The 18985-nt window shown below is 59.9% G+C and carries 14 protein-coding genes and 3 tRNA genes; 4 read left to right on the top strand and 13 right to left on the bottom strand.

The genetic code is table 11. The features are described 5' to 3' along the window. Positions 1-55: 55 nt before the first annotated feature. The 6 genes from L8V01_RS10485 to rplJ form a co-directional block, all read right to left on the bottom strand. On the bottom strand, positions 56-4051 hold the full coding sequence (locus L8V01_RS10485; protein WP_269946994.1) for a DNA-directed RNA polymerase subunit beta': 3996 nt from the start codon (positions 4049-4051) through the stop codon (positions 56-58). A gap of 106 nt (positions 4052-4157) precedes the next feature. Further along, on the bottom strand, positions 4158-7652 hold the full coding sequence (gene rpoB, locus L8V01_RS10480; protein WP_269946993.1) for a DNA-directed RNA polymerase subunit beta: 3495 nt from the start codon (positions 7650-7652) through the stop codon (positions 4158-4160). 384 nt (positions 7653-8036) lie between these two features. After that, positions 8037-9053 (bottom strand): cell envelope lipid trafficking protein PgfA, encoded by a 1017-nt coding sequence (gene pgfA / locus L8V01_RS10475; RefSeq protein ID WP_269946992.1) that lies wholly within the window; start codon positions 9051-9053, stop codon positions 8037-8039. A 70-nt stretch (positions 9054-9123) separates the two neighbouring features. After that, positions 9124-9456, bottom strand: a complete 333-nt coding sequence (locus L8V01_RS10470; protein ID WP_200288283.1) for a HigA family addiction module antitoxin — start codon at positions 9454-9456, stop codon at positions 9124-9126. A 134-nt stretch (positions 9457-9590) separates the two neighbouring features. Beyond that, on the bottom strand, positions 9591-9980 hold the full coding sequence (gene rplL, locus L8V01_RS10465) for a 50S ribosomal protein L7/L12 (protein ID WP_023020528.1): 390 nt from the start codon (positions 9978-9980) through the stop codon (positions 9591-9593). 88 nt (positions 9981-10068) lie between these two features. Then, complete coding sequence (gene rplJ / locus L8V01_RS10460) at positions 10069-10590, bottom strand: 50S ribosomal protein L10 (RefSeq protein ID WP_269946991.1); 522 nt, start codon at positions 10588-10590, stop codon at positions 10069-10071. A 510-nt stretch (positions 10591-11100) separates the two neighbouring features. Here rplJ and L8V01_RS10455 point away from each other — a divergent pair. The 3 genes from L8V01_RS10455 to L8V01_RS10445 are packed head-to-tail and all read left to right on the top strand — an operon-like array spanning position 11101 to position 14800. Further along, positions 11101-12117, top strand: a complete 1017-nt coding sequence (locus tag L8V01_RS10455; protein ID WP_269946990.1) for a pyridoxal-phosphate dependent enzyme — start codon at positions 11101-11103, stop codon at positions 12115-12117. Further along, positions 12114-13415: an FAD/NAD(P)-binding protein gene (locus L8V01_RS10450; protein WP_269946989.1), complete on the top strand. Its 1302-nt coding sequence runs from the start codon at positions 12114-12116 to the stop codon at positions 13413-13415. The genes L8V01_RS10455 and L8V01_RS10450 overlap by 4 nt, the downstream gene beginning before the upstream one ends. Continuing rightward, the gene (locus L8V01_RS10445) at positions 13412-14800 is read left to right on the top strand and encodes a type III PLP-dependent enzyme domain-containing protein (RefSeq protein ID WP_269946988.1); all 1389 of its coding nucleotides are present in this window, start codon (positions 13412-13414) and stop codon (positions 14798-14800) included. The genes L8V01_RS10450 and L8V01_RS10445 overlap by 4 nt, the downstream gene beginning before the upstream one ends. 84 nt (positions 14801-14884) lie before the next feature. Here the strand turns inward: L8V01_RS10445 and rplA are convergent, their stop codons facing one another. From rplA to L8V01_RS10410, 7 genes are all read right to left on the bottom strand, one after another. After that, positions 14885-15589, bottom strand: coding sequence for a 50S ribosomal protein L1 (gene rplA, locus L8V01_RS10440; RefSeq protein ID WP_269946987.1), 705 nt, complete (start codon positions 15587-15589; stop codon positions 14885-14887). 68 nt (positions 15590-15657) lie between these two features. Further along, complete coding sequence (rplK, locus tag L8V01_RS10435) at positions 15658-16101, bottom strand: 50S ribosomal protein L11 (RefSeq protein ID WP_269946986.1); 444 nt, start codon at positions 16099-16101, stop codon at positions 15658-15660. 171 nt (positions 16102-16272) lie between these two features. Then, positions 16273-17202, bottom strand: a complete 930-nt coding sequence (gene nusG / locus L8V01_RS10430) for a transcription termination/antitermination protein NusG (protein ID WP_269946985.1) — start codon at positions 17200-17202, stop codon at positions 16273-16275. A gap of 125 nt (positions 17203-17327) precedes the next feature. Further along, positions 17328-17663: a preprotein translocase subunit SecE gene (secE, locus tag L8V01_RS10425; protein WP_259887850.1), complete on the bottom strand. Its 336-nt coding sequence runs from the start codon at positions 17661-17663 to the stop codon at positions 17328-17330. Between the two features lie 212 nt (positions 17664-17875). Then, positions 17876-17948, bottom strand: a tRNA-Trp gene (locus L8V01_RS10420). A 140-nt stretch (positions 17949-18088) separates the two neighbouring features. Beyond that, positions 18089-18160, bottom strand: a tRNA-Met gene (locus L8V01_RS10415). Positions 18161-18197: 37 nt separating this feature from the next. Then, positions 18198-18273: transfer RNA gene (locus tag L8V01_RS10410), tRNA-Thr, on the bottom strand. 156 nt (positions 18274-18429) lie between these two features. Between L8V01_RS10410 and L8V01_RS10405 the strand changes: the two genes are divergently transcribed. Beyond that, positions 18430-18780, top strand: a complete 351-nt coding sequence (locus L8V01_RS10405) for a hypothetical protein (RefSeq protein WP_269946984.1) — start codon at positions 18430-18432, stop codon at positions 18778-18780. Positions 18781-18985 lie beyond the last annotated feature (205 nt).

Here is an 18985-nt window from a genome sequence, read left to right as displayed (position 1 = left end):
CGTTCAGGAAGGCGGGGCCATTTATTTCCCGCGTTAACGCAAGTTGAACTGCACGTTAGAAGGTGAAGTCCTCATCTAGTGGGACGGAAGCGCCGGTGAATTCACCGAAGCCATCGTCGCCGTAGATTGAATCGCCGTAAGTCGGGATCGAGTATGCAGCGTTGCGTGCAGCCTCAGTCGGCTTGACAGTGATATTGCGGTAACGAGAGATACCGGTACCGGCCGGGATGAGCTTACCGATGATGACGTTCTCCTTGAGGCCGATGAGCTTATCGGAGCGCTTGTTAATGGCGGCGTCGGTAAGCACGCGAGTGGTCTCCTGGAACGATGCCGCGGACAGCCAGGACTCGGTAGCCAAGGAAGCCTTGGTAATACCCATGATCTCCGAGCGCAGTTGAGCCGGCTCGCCGCCCTCTGCAACCTGGGCAGCGTTGAGCTGCTTGGCCTCAGAGAGGTCGATGAGATTACCCGGCAGCAAGTCCGTGGTACCAGCATCGATGACGGTGCCACGGCGCAGCATCTGGCGGATGATGATCTCGATGTGCTTATCGTGGATAGCCACACCCTGGGTACGGTACACAGCCTGAACCTCATTGATGAGGTGCTGCTCCACGCCACGGCGGCCGAGGACCTCGAGCACGTCGTGCGGGTCAGCCGCACCACGCATGAGGCGGTCACCGGTCTCAACGTGGTCGCCGTCCTTGAGGGAACGCTCAATCATGGCATCCGGGTTGGACTCCATCGGGCGGCGAACCTGAGCCAAGCCCTGACGCTTGGAGAGCTTCTCGTAGACCACGTCATCAGAGCCGTCATCCGGCGTGATGGTCAAGGTCCAGAAGTTGCCCTCATCGGACAGGGAAACGGTGCCGTCAACGGAGGCGATTGGAGCGCGGTTCTTCGGGTTACGAGCCTCGAAGAGCTCCTGAACACGCGGCAGACCGCCGGTAATATCGCCACCGACACCGCCCTGGTGGAACGTACGCATGGTCAGCTGGGTACCCGGCTCACCAATGGACTGTGCAGCCACGATGCCGACAGCCTCGCCGATATCGACAAGCTGGCCGGAAGCCATGGACTTGCCGTAGCACTTGGCACACACGCCAGCCGGGGTCTGGCAGGTCAGCACGGAGCGAACCTTGACCTCGGTGACCTTGGCGTCAAGCAGCTTCTGGGTGAGCTCCTCGGTGAGGTCGGAGCCGGCCTCGGCCACAACCTCGCCGTCCTCGCCCTTGACATCGGTAGCCAGCACGCGGCCGGACGCGGAGGTCTCCCACAGCTCGGAGAGAACAACCTTGTCGCCGGACTCCTCGCCGATTGGCACCTGGACGCCGAGGCGGGTGCCACAGTCCTCTTCGCGGACGATGACGTCCTGGGCCACGTCCACCAGACGGCGGGTGAGGTAGCCGGAGTCAGCGGTACGCAGTGCGGTATCGGCCAGACCCTTACGAGAACCGTGGGAGTTATTGAAGTACTCCAGCACGGACAGGCCTTCGCGGAAGGAGGTCTTAATCGGACGGGTGATGTAATCACCATGCGAGTTCACAACCATGCCCTTCATACCGGCCAGCGTCCAGATCTGACGCATATTACCGGCAGCACCGGACTTCACAATCATCGGAATTGGGTTGTGATCCGGGTACATGTTCTCGACTGCCTCACCGACGGTGTCGGTAGCGTCCTTCCACAGCTCAACCAGGCGGTCGTAGCGCTCGCGCTCGGTCAGGGCGCCCTGCTCCCAGTACTTGCGCTCGATGTGCTCTGCTTCCTTCTCATAGGACTCGAGGATCTCGGTCTTATTCGGCAGAACCAGAACGTCAGACATGGTGATAGTCACGCCGGAACGGGTTGCCCAGTAGAAGCCGGCATCCTTCATGTTGTCCAGCACCTGAGCCACGGTGATCATCGGGTACTTATTGGCCAAGTCATTGACCACGTCACCGATGAGGACCTTATTGCCGGAGCCGCCGCCCTTACGGACCATGATGCCCTCGAGGTACGGGTAGTTCCACGGCAGCAGCTCGTTGAACATGACGCGGCCGATGGTGGTGTAGCCCATCCATGCCTGGCCCTTGGACCAGCCATCTGGGAACTGCTCTTCCTCGATCTCCTTCGGCGGGCGAAGGTGATCGATGCGCACCTTGATCGGCGCCTGCAGGCCAACGGTGCCGCGGTCATAGGCCATGAGGGCCTCAGCGTAGGAGGAGAAGATGCCGGTTGCCGGCTTGTTTTCTTCCGCCTCGCGGTAGCGGCCGTTGCCGCCGATCTCGTCCTCGGCCTTGTCCATGGTCAGGTAGTACAGGCCGGTAACCATATCCAGGCGCGGCATGGCCAGCGGCTTACCAGATGCCGGGGACAGAATGTTATTGGAAGCCAGCATCAGGACGCGGGCCTCAGCCTGAGCCTCAGCGGACAGCGGCAGGTGGACTGCCATCTGGTCACCGTCGAAGTCAGCGTTGAACGCCTCACAAGCCAGCGGGTGCAGCTGAATGGCCTTACCCTCAACCAGCTTCGGCTCGAAGGCCTGAATACCCAGGCGGTGCAGAGTAGGCGCACGGTTAAGCATCACTGGGTGCTCAGAAATGGCCTGCTCCAGAACGTCCCACACCTCTGGGCGCTGGCGCTCAACCATGCGCTTGGCAGACTTGATGTTCTGGGCATAGTCATTTTCCACCAGGCGCTTCATGACGAACGGCTTGAAGAGCTCGAGCGCCATGAGCTTCGGCAGACCACACTCGTGCAGCTTCAGCTGCGGGCCAACGATAATAACGGAACGGCCGGAGTAGTCCACGCGCTTGCCCAGCAGGTTCTGGCGGAAGCGGCCCTGCTTGCCCTTGAGCAAGTCAGACAGGGACTTGAGCGGACGGTTGCCCGGACCCGTGACCGGACGGCCGCGGCGACCGTTATCGAAGAGCGCGTCCACAGACTCCTGCAGCATGCGCTTCTCGTTATTCACGATGATCTCTGGAGCGCCCAGGTCGATCATGCGCTTCAAACGGTTATTGCGGTTGATCACGCGGCGGTAGAGGTCGTTCAGGTCGGAGGTAGCGAAACGGCCACCGTCCAACTGCACCATCGGGCGCAGCTCTGGCGGGATAACCGGGATGGCGTCCAGCACCATGCCGGCCGGATCGTTGCCGGAGCGCAGGAAGGCAGCAACGACCTTCAAACGCTTCAGGGCACGCATCTTCTTCTGGCCCTTGCCGTTATTGATGATCTCGCGCAGCTCCTCGGCCTCGGCCTCGAGGTCAAAGTTGCGGACCAGGGTCTGGATGGCTTCCGCACCCATGCCGCCGGTGAAGTAATCCTCATAGCGGTCAACCAGCTCTTCGTAGATGGTCTCATCAATGATCATCTGCTTTGGAGCCAGCTTGATGAAGGTATTCCAGATTTCATCCAGGCGGGCGATTTCGCGCTCGCCGCGCTCGCGGATGTGCTGAATTTCCTTATCGGCAGCGTTCTGGACCTTCTTGCGGGCATCTGCCTTGGCACCGGCTGCTTCCAGCTCGGCCAGATCAGACTCCAGCTTGGACGCGCGCTCTGCGATCTCGGACTCGGTATCGTCCTCAACGTCCTTCTTCTCTAGAAGCATCTCTGCTTCCAGGGTGGACTGATCGTTGTGGCGAGCCTCTTCATCCACAGAGGTGATGATATTGGCTGCGAAGTAAATGATGCGCTCGAGATCCTTCGGCGCGAGGTCCAGCAGGTAGCCCAAGCGGGAAGGAACGCCCTTGAAGTACCAGATGTGGGTTACCGGAGCGGCCAGCTCGATGTGGCCCATGCGCTCACGGCGAACCTTGGACTTGGTCACCTCAACGCCGCAGCGCTCACAGATGATGCCCTTGTAACGGACGCGCTTGTACTTGCCACAAGCGCACTCCCAGTCACGGGTGGGGCCGAAGATGCGCTCGCAGAAGAGGCCGTCCTTCTCCGGCTTCAGGGTGCGGTAGTTAATGGTCTCAGGCTTTTTGACCTCGCCCTTGGACCAGCGACGAATATCGTCTGCGGTGGCCAGACCGATGCGGAGCTCGTCGAAGAGATTTACGTCAAACACGTAATGTCTCCCTTTCATCCTCGTTGTCGAGGAATTGATGGCTTTCTATGAATTAAACGTTTATGCCCAGCCGCGGGGATTTTCCTACGGTGGACCAAGAAACTAATTAGGCGATGTCAGCGGAGGAACCCTCATCGCGCGACAGGTTAATGCCAAGCGATGGGCTATCCATGTCATCGTCATCAGAGCCAGACAGCTCCATCGGCGTGCCATCGGTGGAGAGAACCTCCACGTTCAAGCACAGGGACTGCAGCTCCTTGAGCAACACCTTGAAGGACTCAGGGATGCCCGGATCTGGAATATTGTCGCCCTTAACAATGGCCTCGTAGACCTTCACGCGGCCAACGACGTCATCGGACTTGATGGTCAGCAGCTCCTGCAGGGTGTAGGCAGCGCCGTACGCCTGCATTGCCCACACCTCCATCTCGCCGAAGCGCTGGCCACCGAACTGGGCCTTACCACCCAGCGGCTGCTGGGTAATCATGGAGTAAGGACCGGTGGAACGGGCGTGAATCTTCTCATCGACCAAGTGGTGCAGCTTGAGCATGTACATGTAGCCGACCGAAATCGGGTACTTGTACGGTTCGCCCGAGCGGCCGTCGAAAAGCGTGGCCTTACCATGCTCATCCACCAGCACATCGCCGTCGCGGTTAGGACGAGAGGAAGCCAGCAGGCGCTCGATCTCGTGGTTGGTAGCACCATCGAAGACCGGGGTGGCGGTCAAGGAATTCGCAGGGACGTCGTACAGCTCTTCCGGCAGGGTCTTGAGCAGCTCGGCGTTCTTCGGATCCTCGGTGTCAACCTTCCAGCCGGCGTGTGCCAGCCAGCCCAGGTGAACCTCGAGGACCTGGCCGATGTTCATACGACGCGGCACACCGTGGGTGTTAAGCAGAATGTCCACCGGGGTGCCGTCTTCCATGAACGGCATATCCTCTGGCGGCAGGATCTTGCCCACAACACCCTTGTTGCCGTGGCGACCGGCCATCTTATCGCCGTCCTGGATCTTGCGCTTCTGGGCCACGTAGACGCGAATCATCTCGTTGACGCCAGGGGCCAAATCGTCATCATCGTCGCGAGAGAAGCGGGCAACGCCAATGACCTTGCCCACCTCGCCGTGCGGCACCTTCATGGAGGTATCGCGAACCTCGCGGGCCTTCTCGCCGAAGATGGCGCGCAGCAGGCGCTCCTCTGGGGTCAGCTCGGTCTCGCCCTTCGGGGTGACCTTACCCACCAGGATGTCACCGGCACGAACGTCCGCACCGATGCGGATGATGCCGCGCTCGTCCAGGTCGCTCAAGACGTCCTCAGAGACGTTCGGGATCTCGCGGGTGATTTCCTCAGCGCCCAGCTTGGTATCGCGAGCATCGATCTCGTGCTCCTCGATGTGGACGGAGGTCAGGATGTCCTCTTCCACGATGCGCTGGTTGAGGATGATGGCGTCCTCGTAGTTGTGGCCTTCCCACGGCATGAAGGCAACCAACAGGTTGCGGCCGAGGGACATCTCGCCATTGTGGGTACCAGGGCCATCGGCCAGAACCTGGCCGGCCTCAACGCGCTCGCCCATAGACACCAGCGGGGTCTGGTTGTAGTTGGTGCCCTGGTTGGTGCGCTCGAACTTGCGCAGGATGTACGTGTCGCGCTGGCCCTCATCATCCATGATGGTGATGACATCAGCGGTGACGTTTTCTACCACACCGGCCTTCGGGGTGATGACAACGTCGCCAGCGTCGTACGCAGCGCGCTGCTCCATACCGGTACCCACCAGTGGGGCCTCGGAGCGAACCAGCGGCACAGCCTGCTTCTGCATGTTCGCACCCATGAGGGCACGGTTAGCATCGTCGTGCTCCAAGAACGGAATCATGGCGGTACCCACGGAAACCATCTGGCGCGGGGAGACGTCAACGTAGTCGACACCGGAGGCATCGGTAAGCCCGATATCGCCGTCCTTCAGGCGGACCTCAATGCGCTCGCCGGTGAGGTTGCCCTCTGCGTCCTGCTCGACCTCGGCCTGAGCAATAGCGAAGCGGTCCTCTTCATCGGCGGTGAGGTACTCAACCTGGTCCGTGATCTTGCCGTCCACAACCTTGCGGTATGGGGTTTCAATGAAGCCGAAGGCGTTTACGCGGGCGTAGGACGCCAGCGCACCAATCAGGCCAATGTTCGGGCCCTCGGGAGTCTCAATCGGGCACATGCGGCCGTAGTGAGAAGCGTGAACGTCTCGCACCTCAATGCCAGCGCGCTCACGGGACAGGCCGCCCGGGCCCAGCGCGGACAGGCGGCGCTTGTGGGTCAGGCCGGACAGCGAGTTGTTGTGGTCCATGAACTGGGACAGCTGCGAGGTACCGAAGAACTCGCGGATAGCAGCAGAGACCGGGCGCACGTTAATCAGGGAGGTCGGAGTGATGGACTCCGCATCCTGAGTGGTCATGCGCTCGCGCACAACGCGCTCCATGCGGGACAGGCCCACACGGACCTGATTTTGGATGAGCTCACCCACGGTGCGCAGGCGGCGGTTACCAAAGTGGTCGATGTCATCCGTGTGCAGGGCGATCATCTCACCATTTGGTGCCTTCATCTCGCGCTCGCCTACGTGAAGGCGGACCAGGTACTCGAGGGTGACGGCAATGTCTTCCTCGGTCAGGGTCATCAGACCATCGTGGTCGCCGCCGAGACCCAGCTTGCGGTTGACCTTGTAGCGGCCGACCTTTGCTAGGTCGTAACGCTTTGCACGGAAGAAGGAGTTATCCAGCAGGGACTGTGCCAGCTCGCGGGTAGGCTGCTCGCCTGGGCGCTGCTTGCGGTAGATCTCCAGCAGTGCCTCATCGGTGTTAGACACACCGTCAGACTCCAGGGTGGACATCATGAGCTCAGAGAAGCCAAAGCGATCCTTGATCTGCTCTTCGCTCCAGCCCAGGGCCTTCAGCAGCACGGTCACCGGCTGGCGGCGCTTGCGGTCAATGCGCACGCCCACGGTATCGCGCTTGTCCACGTCGAACTCCAACCAAGCACCGCGGGAAGGGATAACCTTCACGGAGTGCAGCGGGCGCTCGGTGGACTTATCGATCGAACGATCGAAGTACACGCCCGGCGAGCGCACCAGCTGGGAGACGACGACGCGCTCGGTACCGTTCACGATGAACGTACCCATATCCGTCATAATCGGGAAATCACCGATGAAGACGGTCTGCGACTTAATCTCCTGGGTGTCGTTATTAATAAACTCTGCGGTCACGTACAGCGGCGCGGAGTAGTTGATGTCCTTTTCCTTGCACTCATCAACGGTGTTTTTCACCGGCTCAAAGCGCGGCTCCGACAGGGACAGGGACATATTGCCCGAGTAGTCCTCAATCGGCGAGAGCTCTTCAAGGATATCCTCGAGGCCGCTCGTCACGCGGGCGTCATCGCCGCGCTCAGCCTGCTCGCGCTCGCGCCACTCCGGCGCGCCGACGAGCCAATCAAAGGAATCAAGTTGTACGTCAAGGAGACCCGGCAGGGCGATAGGCTCGCTAATTTTTGCAAACGAGTATCGCTTCGGGGCTCCGGGGATATTGGCCACTGACTTGGTCTGGCGGGAGACTGCCAAGATGGGTCCTTCCAGCACCTCACGCGGATTGCCTGCTCGCCCTGGCCGACGAGCCGCAAAACCGCTGGTAATTCTAGCATTCGGTCTGCTGTGGAGTGTCTGGGTTCAGAATGCACAAAATCACCTTGTCAAGTCGGTTTTGCCATCACCGGCCTGAAAGGCTAAATGTGCACCGAAGATCCAGATTCCAGCGCAACGAAATAGCTTATAGGAAAAGACCTGCCATGTAAAGACATACCACTACTGGGGAGTGTCGCTACCACGCTAGGGGGCAAGCTCGTGCTCGCCGCGGCGCTAACGCAATCATGCCGCAGCATCGTGCGCGGCAACCACCGAGCACCCTACCACTAAAATCTCAATACACCGCAACCCTGGCGGCGATTTTGTTTTTCAGCTGGTCTTTTACCGGCTCGCCGGCACCGCGCTTCCACCGATGCGCCCGTGGTTCTGGCGTGAGCGGACGTGCTTATTCTTCCCGCTCAATAGCCCCAGCGCACCGATGATTCCCAGCAACGTCAGAAGTGCGCCCACACCGATGACTACCCAGCGGATGATTTCCACCACGCGGTCGCGCGGGAATTCCTTGGCTTCCTTCAGCAGTTCCTGTTGATCTTCTTCGGAGGTGGAACCATTAAAGACGAAGGCACGCTCGCGGCCCACGCCCTCGCGGTCCGCGTAGTAGTCATCGATGTCCATATCCATGCCCACCACCAGGCCAGTCTCCTGATCCACGTAGAAGTCGCGGCTGCCGGAGTGGGTCAGGTATCCCTGCTCTTCCCCGCCGCCTTCCTTGGGCAGGCTCGTGGTATTGCCATCGGCCGCATAGAGCTGCGCTACGTTGGTCGGTTCGATTTCCTGGTGATAGCGGTAGACCGTGCGCCCATCCATCGTCGTCTCTTCTTCAAAGACGGCATCGACGGCCTTGCGCAGCGTCGGGTCAAAGACCGGATAGTTGGTCTTTTCCGCATCAGCGGGGAACTTAAGCCAGTAGCCATCCACCGTGACTTTATCCGAAGGCGTAGCAAGCGTATGGCTAAGCGACGCCTCTCCCAGCGCCTCACCGCTCAAGCGGTCCACCGGGTAGCTCCAGACCTGGGCCTGGCTTAGGTCATTGAGGCCCTCGCCGTCGCCACGCATGCGGGTCTCGCCGATGCGCAGGGTGGCCTTCTCCTCGTCCGAGGGCTCTTGGATATCCATGTTGATCTGGTAGGTCATGGGGCCCGAATACGGCTGGGTGCCGTCCTTGGACAGCTGCTGCGAATCCGCGGAGTCATCGTGCAGCGTCCACGTGCTGTTGTTCAGGTTGAGCGGAAGCCGCGGGGAAAAATCCAAAAACGCCGGCGCCACAATGCCTGCGGCGATAAGCGCGACGCCGAGGCCTAAAAGCAGGACGGAAAAAATGCGGGACTTGGGCAGCATGGGGGCTAATTCTACAGCCCTTGGTAGAAATTCCTTGTTTCTACAGGCCCCCGCCACGCCGGATTGATTTCTAAGCTGTGTGCTTATTCCAAGCGACGATGCTGCTAGTGTCCGTGGTTTGGCGCGCGCGCCAAAGATCAAACTCTTCCTGCAGTCCCAGCCAGAACTCTGCCGAATTGCCAAAATAGGCAGAAAGACGAAGCGCCATTTCCGCACTAATCCCAATGCGCCCACGGACCAGCTTTGAAATTTGGGATTTGGAGCTAAAAATATCCCTGGCTAAGCGGTATTGAGTAAGTCCGAGCGGCTCCAGAAACTCCTCGCGCAGGACCTCCCCAGGGTGTGGAACGGATATGATATCCGAGGCTTCCTCTCCCTCATTTGTGATAATCGATGAAGTCAACGTCCACAGCTCCTTTCCCTGTCCATCGAAAGACTACTCTCCACTGCGCTCGCAAACACAAAACGAGGAAACCCCCAGCTTCCACCGCGTAGAGCGATAGAAGTGGGGGTTTGAAAGCGTAAAGCTCAGTGAAATTACTTGAGCTCGACGGAAGCGCCAGCCTCTTCCAGCTTGGTCTTGGCAGCCTCAGCGTCGTCCTTGGAAGCGCCCTCGAGGATAGCCTTAGGAGCACCCTCGACCATTTCCTTAGCTTCCTTCAGGCCCAGGCCGGAGACGATCTCGCGGACAGCCTTAATAACGCCAATCTTCTTAGCGCCAGCGTCGGTCAGAACGACGTCGAACTCGGTCTTCTCCTCAGCGGCAGCAGCGCCGCCCTCAGCCGGAGCGCCAGCTGCAACAGCAGCAACCGGAGCAGCAGCCTCAACGTCGAATACCTCTTCAAATTCCTTAACGAACTCGGACAGTTCGATGAGGGTCATTTCCTTGAAAGCTTCAATGAGCTCGTCCTTGGTGAGCTTAGCCATGGTGGCAAGTCCTTTCTGTGTTGTGTGTGCGCTGCGCGTAAGTTATGCAGCGCACACGGTGTTGTAATTGTGCGTCTTTTGTGACGACTTAAGCTTCTGCTTCCTTCTTGTCCTGCAGGGCTGCGACGGTGCGTACAGCCTTGGTTGCAGGAGCGTTGAAGAGAGCGGCTGCCTTCGCCATAGAACCCTTCATAGCGCCAGCCAGCTTTGCGAGGGTGGTCTCGCGGTTGTCCAGCTTGGCGATGGCCTCAACCTGGTCGGCAGACAGTGCGTTGCCGTCCATGTAGCCACCCTTGATGACGAGTGCCTTGTTGTCATCAGCAAACTTGGTGATGACCTTCGCAGCATCCACTGCCTCGCCCTTGATGAACGCAATCGCGGTCGGGCCAGTCAGCAAATCATCAAGACCTTCGATGCCAGCTTCCTTGGCAGCGATCTTGAAAAGGGTGTTCTTGGCGACGGAGTAGTCAACGTCAAAGCCCAGATCGTTACGCAGTTCCTGCAGCTGGGAAACGGTCAGGCCGCGGTACTCGGTCAGCACGACAGAGTTAGCGTCAGCCAGCTTCTCCTTCAGCTCTGCTAGGTCTGCAGTGTTCTTTGGGTTTGCCATTGTCTCTCGCCTCCTTCCAAAACATCTCTTTTATTATTCCGCCGGGGCCTTCCTTGTCCCAGTCTCCCGAAACAACAAAAGCCCCGTGCAAGAGCACAGGGCGCGCGACATAAGAGAATGCCGCGAATAATCGCAAAGTGTCTCCTGCGTGGGCCGCCTCCTAGGATGGAGAACCTTCGATCCAAATGGATGACCAACGGTCTTCGGTGAACTTTGACTCGGCCACAACTGGCCGTTCAAACTTCGTGGAAAACACTACCTTCCTGCCCACAATTTTTCCAAATCATTGTTTTTTGCCGCGCAGTTTAGCCGCCATGACCTGCGCCTGCACCAAAACCAGGTCCTTTCTTGTGCGGTCTCGGCCTCTCAAATGGCAGGTGGTGAGCCGGTGGAGGTAACGGGAGGGGGCGTCGGAAAGCATTGCGTGCACCTAGTCCCGGCCCACCGCACTGGCGTGGGCCACATCTCTAGCTGGGAGTACAAGGACGAAGGCGGAAGTTAAGGTCTACCATGGGGCCAATGATGAGCCCACGGATTCATTCTCAGCAACACCCGCCCATTGGCAATACCCCGCTGATGCACGTGGAGGCCATAAACCCCCGCCCGGATACCCACCTCTACCTCAAGCTGGAGCAATTCAATCTGGGCGGCTCCGCCAAGGATCGCACCGCCCGCGCCCTCATCCAGTCCGCACTTGCCGCTGGCGATATCCGCCCCGGCTCAACGCTGGTGGAATCCTCCTCCGGCAACCTCGGCATGGCGTTGGCCCGCCAGGCCCCGCTGCAAGGCATGAAGTTTCATTGCGTAGTAGACCCTCGCGTTAATTCCTCCACCGTGGCAACCATGCGGGCCTACGGCGCGCACGTGGAATTGCTCGACCACCCCGATCCAGAAACCGGCGATTGGCTCACCGCGCGCCGCACCCGCGTAGCCGAGCTTTTGGAAGAGATCCCCGATTCTTTTAACCTCAATCAATACTCCAACGAGGCGGCCTTCCACGCCCACGCGGAGGGCACCATGGCCGAGATCCTGGATCAGCTCGGCCACGCACCTACCCATCTCCTGGTGGCCATGAGCACTACCGGAACGCTTGGCGGCTGTGTGCGCAAGCTCACCGAATTGGGCGCCGATACCCAAACCATTGGTGTGGATGCGGAAGGCTCCGTCCTCTTTGGAGGCGAACGCGGCACCCGCATGCTGCCCGGCTATGGTGCCGGCATCGTAACGGACCTCTCCACCAAGTTTTCGCCCTCTTCCGTCGAGCGCGTGCCCGATCTCGATGCCATCGTTGCCGCCCGTAAGCTCGCCCAGACCGAGGGCTTGCTTCCTGGCGCTTCCGGCGGCGCCGTCATCGCGGCCTTCCAACGCCTCGCGCCCTCCCTACCGGAGGGGGCCGAGGTGGTTGCCGTGCTGCACGACGCCGGCCAGCCCTACCTCGACACCATCTACAACGATTCCTGGGTATGCGAGAACTTTGATATTTCTCTTGCGGAATTTGCCGCGCGCATCGAAGGGGCACCGCAGTGACCTCCCTTAGGCATCCCCGCCGCGTAGCGATTATCGGCGGTGGCCCGCGCGGGCTATGGGCCGTAGAAGAGCTCATTGAGCGCGCTCGCATTCCGCTCGATGTCACTGTCTTTGACCCCTACCCCGCCGGTGCGGGGGCGGTCTATCGTCCGCAGCAACCGCCGCAGTGGCGCCTCAACGTCAACTGCGCCATCGTCACCACCGCGCACGATAACTTCAACTCATGGCGCGCCCGCCGCGGGGAAGACACCGCCGATGCCTTCCCCCCGCGCGCCCAGGTGGGCCAGTTTCTTGCCGATACCTGGTCCGCTGCCCTGAACCGCGCCCCAGCGAGCGTACGCGTCCGGCATCTGCCGCACCGCGTGAGCGAGGTCAGGGCGGACGGAGACGGGTTTATGGTCGACAGCGCCCCCTTCGACGAGGTCCTCGTCTGCACCGGCCACGACCACCTCCACTCTGGAGCGTTGATCCACAAACCCTCGCGCGTTCCAGTCACCGGGCTCTATTTCGGCGCCGATCTCCCTAGCGCGCCTCGGCGCATTGGCGTGCGCGGTGCGGCCTTGAGCTTTATCGATGTCTGCCTGCTGTATGGCGATACCGCAGAGACCATTTATCCGGTTAGCCGCAGTGGCCGCTTTTTGGAGGTAAAGCCCGCCCCAGATACACCGCTGCCGGAAGTTCCGGAACGCTGGCGGCAGGCTTGTGCCCGTGTTTCCACCGCCGCAGATCTGCGCGAGATCCTCATCGCGGCCGCGGGCGAATTCGGCGAGTTTCCCACTGCGGACTTAGCCGCCGTTATCGACGGCCAGGATTTCACTTGCGATGCCGTCGCTGAGCTCGAGGCTTCCCTGCGCGCGGCCGAAGGTACCGGCCCGCTTACCCCGGCCGCGGCCGTGGGGGCGGCTTTTCGTGGGGTCTTCCAAGAATGCGTCGATTGGCACAAGGCGCATGGTCCCATGCCCGGATTCCGCGAGCTCTCCCGCACCCTTGAGCGCGTGGCTTTTGGTCCGCCGCCGGTCACCGCTCGGCGCCTGCTCGAGCTCATCCACGCCGGCGTGGTAAATACACAGTTTTTGCGCGCGCCTGAGCAGATTGACACCTGGCGGGAAGAAGGCGGAGTGGACGTGCTTATCGATGCCACCGTGGCTCCCCAAGCCATCCCTTCCCCCTTCCACGATGTTCCTGGCGTGGTAGAAATTGGCCGGATGAACGAGCTTTCCTTACCCGGCCATGACTCTTTAAACCGTTCCGTGCACGATGACATTCCCCGCTGGGCCGAGAAAGTAGGAAACCCATGACCGCCCGTTCCACCCCTGCCCTGCCTGTCCATGGCACCGTCCCACTGCGCGCGCGGTGGGAAGCCTGGATGCGCGAGTTGATAGAGAGCCCGCACCAGGTCACAGCGCTAACCTCGCGCTACGGCTCACCGGTCAATGCGCTCAATCCCGCACCGCTGCGCCACAATGCCCAAGAGCTACTGGATGCCGGTGCTTCCCACGGCGTGAAGACCCAAGTATTTTTCGCACGCAAAGCCAATAAGGCGCTGTGCTTTGTCGATGCCGCCCGCGAAGCCGGGCTCGGCGTGGATGTAGCCAGTGAAAACGAGCTGCGCCAGGTCCTTAGCCGCGAGGTAGTGCCGGAACGCATTATCCTCAGCGCGGCTATCAAAACCGAAAGCCTGCTCCGCCTGGCCGTCTCGCAGGGCGTGACTATTTCTTGTGATTCGCGCGCAGAGTCCGCCCGCATCGCCGCCATTGCGCAGGATTTAGGAACCACCGGCCGGGTAGCACCTCGCCTTGCCCCCGATCCAGCTCACCTGCCGCCCACGCGCTTCGGGGAAAAGCTCAGTGCGTGGCGGCAGGTCGAGTGGCCGGAATGCCTCCTTGTTACCGGCGTCCACGTTCACCTACACGGCTATAGCGAGGCGGACCGCCGCACCGCCCTTGCAGAGGCAATCGCGTTAGTCGAGCACCTGCGTGCAGTAGGCCAGCCCGCGGGATTCATTGATATCGGCGGCGGGGTGCCGATGAGCTACCTCGAATCCCGCGAACAGTGGGAAAACTACCTCGAGCGCATCGCCTCGCAACGCGCTGGTACCGGCGAACCGTTTACGTGGAAATCGGATCCGCTTTCCAATACCTATCCCTTCTGGCAGGAGCCTACCCGCGGCAAGTGGCTAGACCTGCTGCTCTCAGGCGAGGTAACCGGCTACGGGCAAGCCGGCCACGCCTTGCGCGAGCGCGATATCGCCCTGCATCTGGAACCTGGCCGCAGCCTCCTCGATGGCTGCGGTGTCATCCTTAGCGAGGTGAGCTTCTTGAAGGAGCGCTCCGATGGCCTGCCACTTATTGGTGCCGCGATAAACCGTACCCAGTGCCGCACGGCCGCCGATGACATCCTTCTGGATCCCCTCCTTGTCTGCACGGCGGGACCAGAAGGGGAAATAGAGCGGGTGCCACGCACCGGCTTTGTGGTCGGTGCCTACTGCATTGAAGATGAGGTCATTTTGCGCCGCGAACTGGACTTCCCAGCCGGCATCGCCGTGGGAGATACCCTGGCCATTCCCAATACGGCGGGATACTTTATGCACATCCTAGAGTCTGCCTCCCATCAGATCCCTTTGGCGCGAAACGTCTACTTTGATGGCTCTAAATGGGTAGCAGATGATATTGACGCCGCGTAGCTGCAGGCGACCCATGGCATAGAAAAAGGGCTTCGAGGCAATCCTCGGAGCCCTTTAACTTTGCACGCAGTGCGTTAGAACTGCTTACGCGGTGTAATCCTTGATCACGGATCCGTCAACCGGGATGCCCGGGCCGGAGGTGGTGGAGATGGTAGCGCGCTTGATGTAGATGCCCTTTGCAGAAGATGGCTTCAGGCGCTGGATCTCATCCATGAGTGCGCCGTAGTTCTCAGCCAGCTTCTCCGCATCGAAGGAAGCCTTACCGATGATGGCGTGCAGGTTAGCAGCCTTATCAACGCGGAAGGAGATCTTGCCGCCCTTAACCTCAGAGATTGCCTTAGCAACGTCTGCGGTAACGGTGCCGGTCTTCGGGTTCGGCATCAGACCACGCGGGCCCAAGACGCGGGCAACGCGGCCAACCTTGGCCATCTGATCCGGGGTAGCGATAGCAACGTCGAAGTCGATGTTGCCCTCGTTGATCTGCTCGATCAGCTCAGCGGTGCCAACGATGTCAGCGCCAGCTTCCTGAGCGGCGGTAGCCTTCTCGCCCTCAGCGAAGACAGCAACGCGGACGTCCTTACCGGTGCCATTAGGCAGGGAAACGGTGCCGCGAACCAGCTGATCAGCCTTGCGCGGGTCAACGCCCAAGCGGAAGACAACGTCAACGGTGGCGTCGAAGTTCTTGGAGGAGGTCTCCTTGGCCAGCTTGGTGGCCTCGATCGGACGGTACAGGTGGGACTTATCTACCAGTTCCGCAGCGGCCTTATAAGCCTTAGACTTGGTGCTCATTTAACAATTCCTTTTCTGGATTGGTGTGGTGTTTGGCGGGCCGTAGCTGGCCCTACCACATAAAGTTTTTACTTCTCCGGTGCGCCATCAACGGTGATGCCCATGGAGCGGGCGGTACCGGCGATGATGCGGGCGCCGTTCTCGATGTCACGTGCGTTCAGGTCCGCAAACTTGGTTTCTGCGATTTCCTTGCACTGATCCCAGGACACAGAGCCGACCTTGTCGGTGTGTGGGACGCCGGAGCCCTTGTTGATGCCAGCGGCCTTGAGCAGCAGCTTAGCTGCCGGCGGGGTCTTCAGCTTGAAGTCGAAGGAACGGTCCTCGTAGACGGTGATCTCAACCGGAACCACGTTGCCACGCTGGTTCTCGGTAGCGGCGTTATAAGCCTTGCAGAACTCCATGATGTTGACGCCATGGGCACCCAGTGCCGGGCCAACTGGCGGTGCCGGGTTAGCGGCGCCTGCCTCGATCTGCAGCTTGATGAAGCCGGTTACCTTCTTCTTAGGAGCCATCGAATTACCTCTTTCCTGTGTTACCGGGATATCCGCCACGATGAATAACGGGTTCCCGTCCGGATGCTCACCTTCAGTGGGCCACCGGAGGATGAAACGTTTTCTTTTACGCACGCCAAAGGCGCACGGCGTTCCAGTTTAGAACACCGTGCGCCCTGCACAAAATCACTTTTAGGAGATGCGCTCGATCTCGGTCGGCGACAGCTCCACTGGGGTCTCGCGGCCGAAGATGGATACCAAGCCCTGCATCTTGCCGGTCTCCGGGTCGATCTCGGAAATGGTGGCGGATACGGCGGCCAGCGGACCAGAAAGGATGGTTACGGCCTCGCCCACCTCGAAGTCGTGCGCGTACTTCTTGGCCACCTCCTTCTCCGGCATATCCACAACCTGCTCGCCTTCTGCCTGGTTCGGGGCGGCATCGCCCTTGGTGGATGGCGCCTCGTTCGGCATCAGGAACTTGGCCACGTCGCGGGTCTTGACCGGAGTGGCGTTGCCCTCATTGCCCACGAAGGAGGTCACACCAGGGGTCTCGCGGATGACGGACCATGCGGCGTCGTTAAGCTCGGCACGGACTAGGACGTAGCCCGGCAGCAGCTTGCGCTTTACAATCTTCTTCTTGCCGTCCTTATTCTCCAGCACCTGCTCGATGGGAACCACGACCTCGAAGATGGAATCCTCCACCTCGAGGGTCTGGGCGCGCATGTCTAGGTTGGTCTTCACCTTGTTCTCGTAGCCGGAGTAGCACTGGATGATGTACCACTGGCCCGGCTGCTTCTTCAGCTCGCGGGTAAAGGCGCGCAGGCGCTTGCGGTAAGCGGCGTCTTCAGACTCCTCTTCCTCGCCGGCCTCTGCGACTGCGCTCTCGGTTTCAGCTGCATCGCCCGCCGCCGGAGCCTCGGCCGCATCTGCGGACTCAGACTCAGCGTCAGCGTTGGTGGAGCCTGCGGCTTCTTCCTCTGCTGCTGGAGCGGCCGGGGCAGCGTCCTCCTGCTGCGCTTCCTCTACGGAGTTTGCGTGCTCTGCCGCCTGCTCCTGCACATTGGACTGCATAGCCTCTTCGAGGGAGGTGCCTACGGTTTCGACGTTGTTCTCGTCGCTCATGATTCTTACTCCAAAAAATTCATCGGCGCGTTGTGTAGGACCAGCCTACCCGCCCGCGTATGGGCAAAAAGTATCCCGCCGTTCCTTGAAGCGGAAACAGCGGGATAAAAGGTTATGCAGCTATCTTACTTATCAGAGAGAACCTGCTCAACTCCGAGGCCAGCCAGCGTGTCCACGCCCCAGACCAAAGCGGTCAAGACGATGAGGAACGCGAAGGTGATGAGGGTGTACTGCACCATCTCTTTAGCGGTAGGCCAGACCACCTTCTTCATCTCGGTTGCAACCTCGCCAGGGAAGGCAGCTACGCCGCCGCCTGGGGAGTCATTGTGGTTCTTATCCTCTACGCGGACGACGTGCTTATCGGCGTAGTCAGCGGAGGACGTGGTAGCCGCACCAGAGAGCTGACGCTTACCGGTCGGGCGCGGTGCACCCGAATTCTTCGGCTGCTGCTCATCGCTCACAGCTAACCCTCCTTGGGAACTAAAACTAATAGGGCGCTTAACGCGCACCTCCATAACTTTGTCAACCCTAGCAAAGCTTGCACAGCATGAAAAGCTGACCACGGCATTTGCGTAGCGTGGCTTTGGCTACACTCAGGCGCGCTTCATCCAAAGAAATTTATGACATACAGAAACCCCGCCACCTGAAAGCTCAAGTGACGGGGTCCACTATGCAGGGGCGACAGGACTCGAACCTGCAACCTACGGTTTTGGAGACCGTTGCGCTACCAATTGCGCCACGCCCCTATTCTTTTATTCCTCGATGCTTAAGCATCAAGCGTTGAAGACCTTACCAGAGCCGTAGTTCCAAACCGAAACTAGGCGGGGCAAGCAAAGCCCTCAGCGCGGTAATAAAAAAGCGCCCTGCGGGCGCCTTTCTTTCCCGGTAGCGATGGCGAGAATTGAACTCGCGACACAGCGATTATGAGTCGCTTGCTCTACCACTGAGCTACACCGCCATATTCACCTTGGGGAATATTTTCCTCCAAACATGAATGGAGCCCCCTGACAGAATCGAACTGTCGACCTTTTCCTTACCATGGAAACGCTCTGCCGACTGAGCTAAGGGGGCACATCCTAGCGTTGAACACATCGCTATTTCGTTGTGCTCTCCGTTGCGGACTCCAATAATCTAACCTGCTTTAAACGTATTACACAAATCGCCACGTCAGAGCCCATAAATATACAGCTCAAGTAGCTTCTTTTTACGCGATGTAAACGTGCTTGAATGAAGGGCGTGTTGGATGACGAGAATCGCCAATCCAGCGATGCTACAAAGCTGTATTACAACTCCGGCTTCGCCACCATCAGCATTACTGATCCGCGCGAGCAGTCCGATAAAGGGATAAGCCAGCTGCGTAAGTGCTTTGCGCTTGCCGACGCTCGCGTGACCGCCACCCCGCTCCTAGGTTCCACCCTGGCGGATCTTGGCAGCGCCGGCTCCTCCCACCTGCGGCGGCGACCCCCAAAGGCGCAGAGATCGTGCAGCACAAAGGACGGCCCCTCACATACAGAGCGTTCCACCAAAGACCTCTACCCCGCGTGCGTTTCCCAGCCCACGCGACGCTACCCCCGGTAAGGTGTCAAGATCATCATCGAGCCCGCCGCTCTTTCCGGCGACCCCAATATCCTCGCTAGTAAGCCGCCACAGCCGCCCAGGCAGCCTTTGTGAAGACCTCTGGTGGCAGCCCATGAGGGATGATAAGACTGCAGAGCAACCTGTTAGTACAAAGCGCCTTAGAAAGGTGTACTTTGCTGGTCCTTTAGGCCGCGGTGAGAGGAGT

This window comes from Corynebacterium curieae (genome assembly GCF_027570035.1).
Lineage (GTDB): Bacteria > Actinomycetota > Actinomycetes > Mycobacteriales > Mycobacteriaceae > Corynebacterium > Corynebacterium curieae.
Note: the sequence above shows the minus strand (reverse complement) of the source record. Positions and strands in the feature narration are given on the sequence as shown.

Bases quoted from the DNA above. Each gene is read 5' to 3' on its own strand.
- pgfA (WP_269946992.1), bottom strand. From the start codon at position 9,053: ATGCTGCCCAAGTCCCGCATTTTTTCCGTCCTGCTTTTAGGCCTCGGC.
- rplL (WP_023020528.1), bottom strand. From the start codon at position 9,980: ATGGCTAAGCTCACCAAGGACGAGCTCATTGAAGCTTTCAAGGAAATG.
- rplJ (WP_269946991.1), bottom strand. From the start codon at position 10,590: ATGGCAAACCCAAAGAACACTGCAGACCTAGCAGAGCTGAAGGAGAAG.
- L8V01_RS10455 (WP_269946990.1), top strand. From the start codon at position 11,101: ATGGGGCCAATGATGAGCCCACGGATTCATTCTCAGCAACACCCGCCC.
- L8V01_RS10445 (WP_269946988.1), top strand. From the start codon at position 13,412: ATGACCGCCCGTTCCACCCCTGCCCTGCCTGTCCATGGCACCGTCCCA.
- rplA (WP_269946987.1), bottom strand. From the start codon at position 15,589: ATGAGCACCAAGTCTAAGGCTTATAAGGCCGCTGCGGAACTGGTAGAT.
- rplK (WP_269946986.1), bottom strand. From the start codon at position 16,101: ATGGCTCCTAAGAAGAAGGTAACCGGCTTCATCAAGCTGCAGATCGAG.
- nusG (WP_269946985.1), bottom strand. From the start codon at position 17,202: ATGAGCGACGAGAACAACGTCGAAACCGTAGGCACCTCCCTCGAAGAG.
- L8V01_RS10405 (WP_269946984.1), top strand. From the start codon at position 18,430: ATGAAGGGCGTGTTGGATGACGAGAATCGCCAATCCAGCGATGCTACA.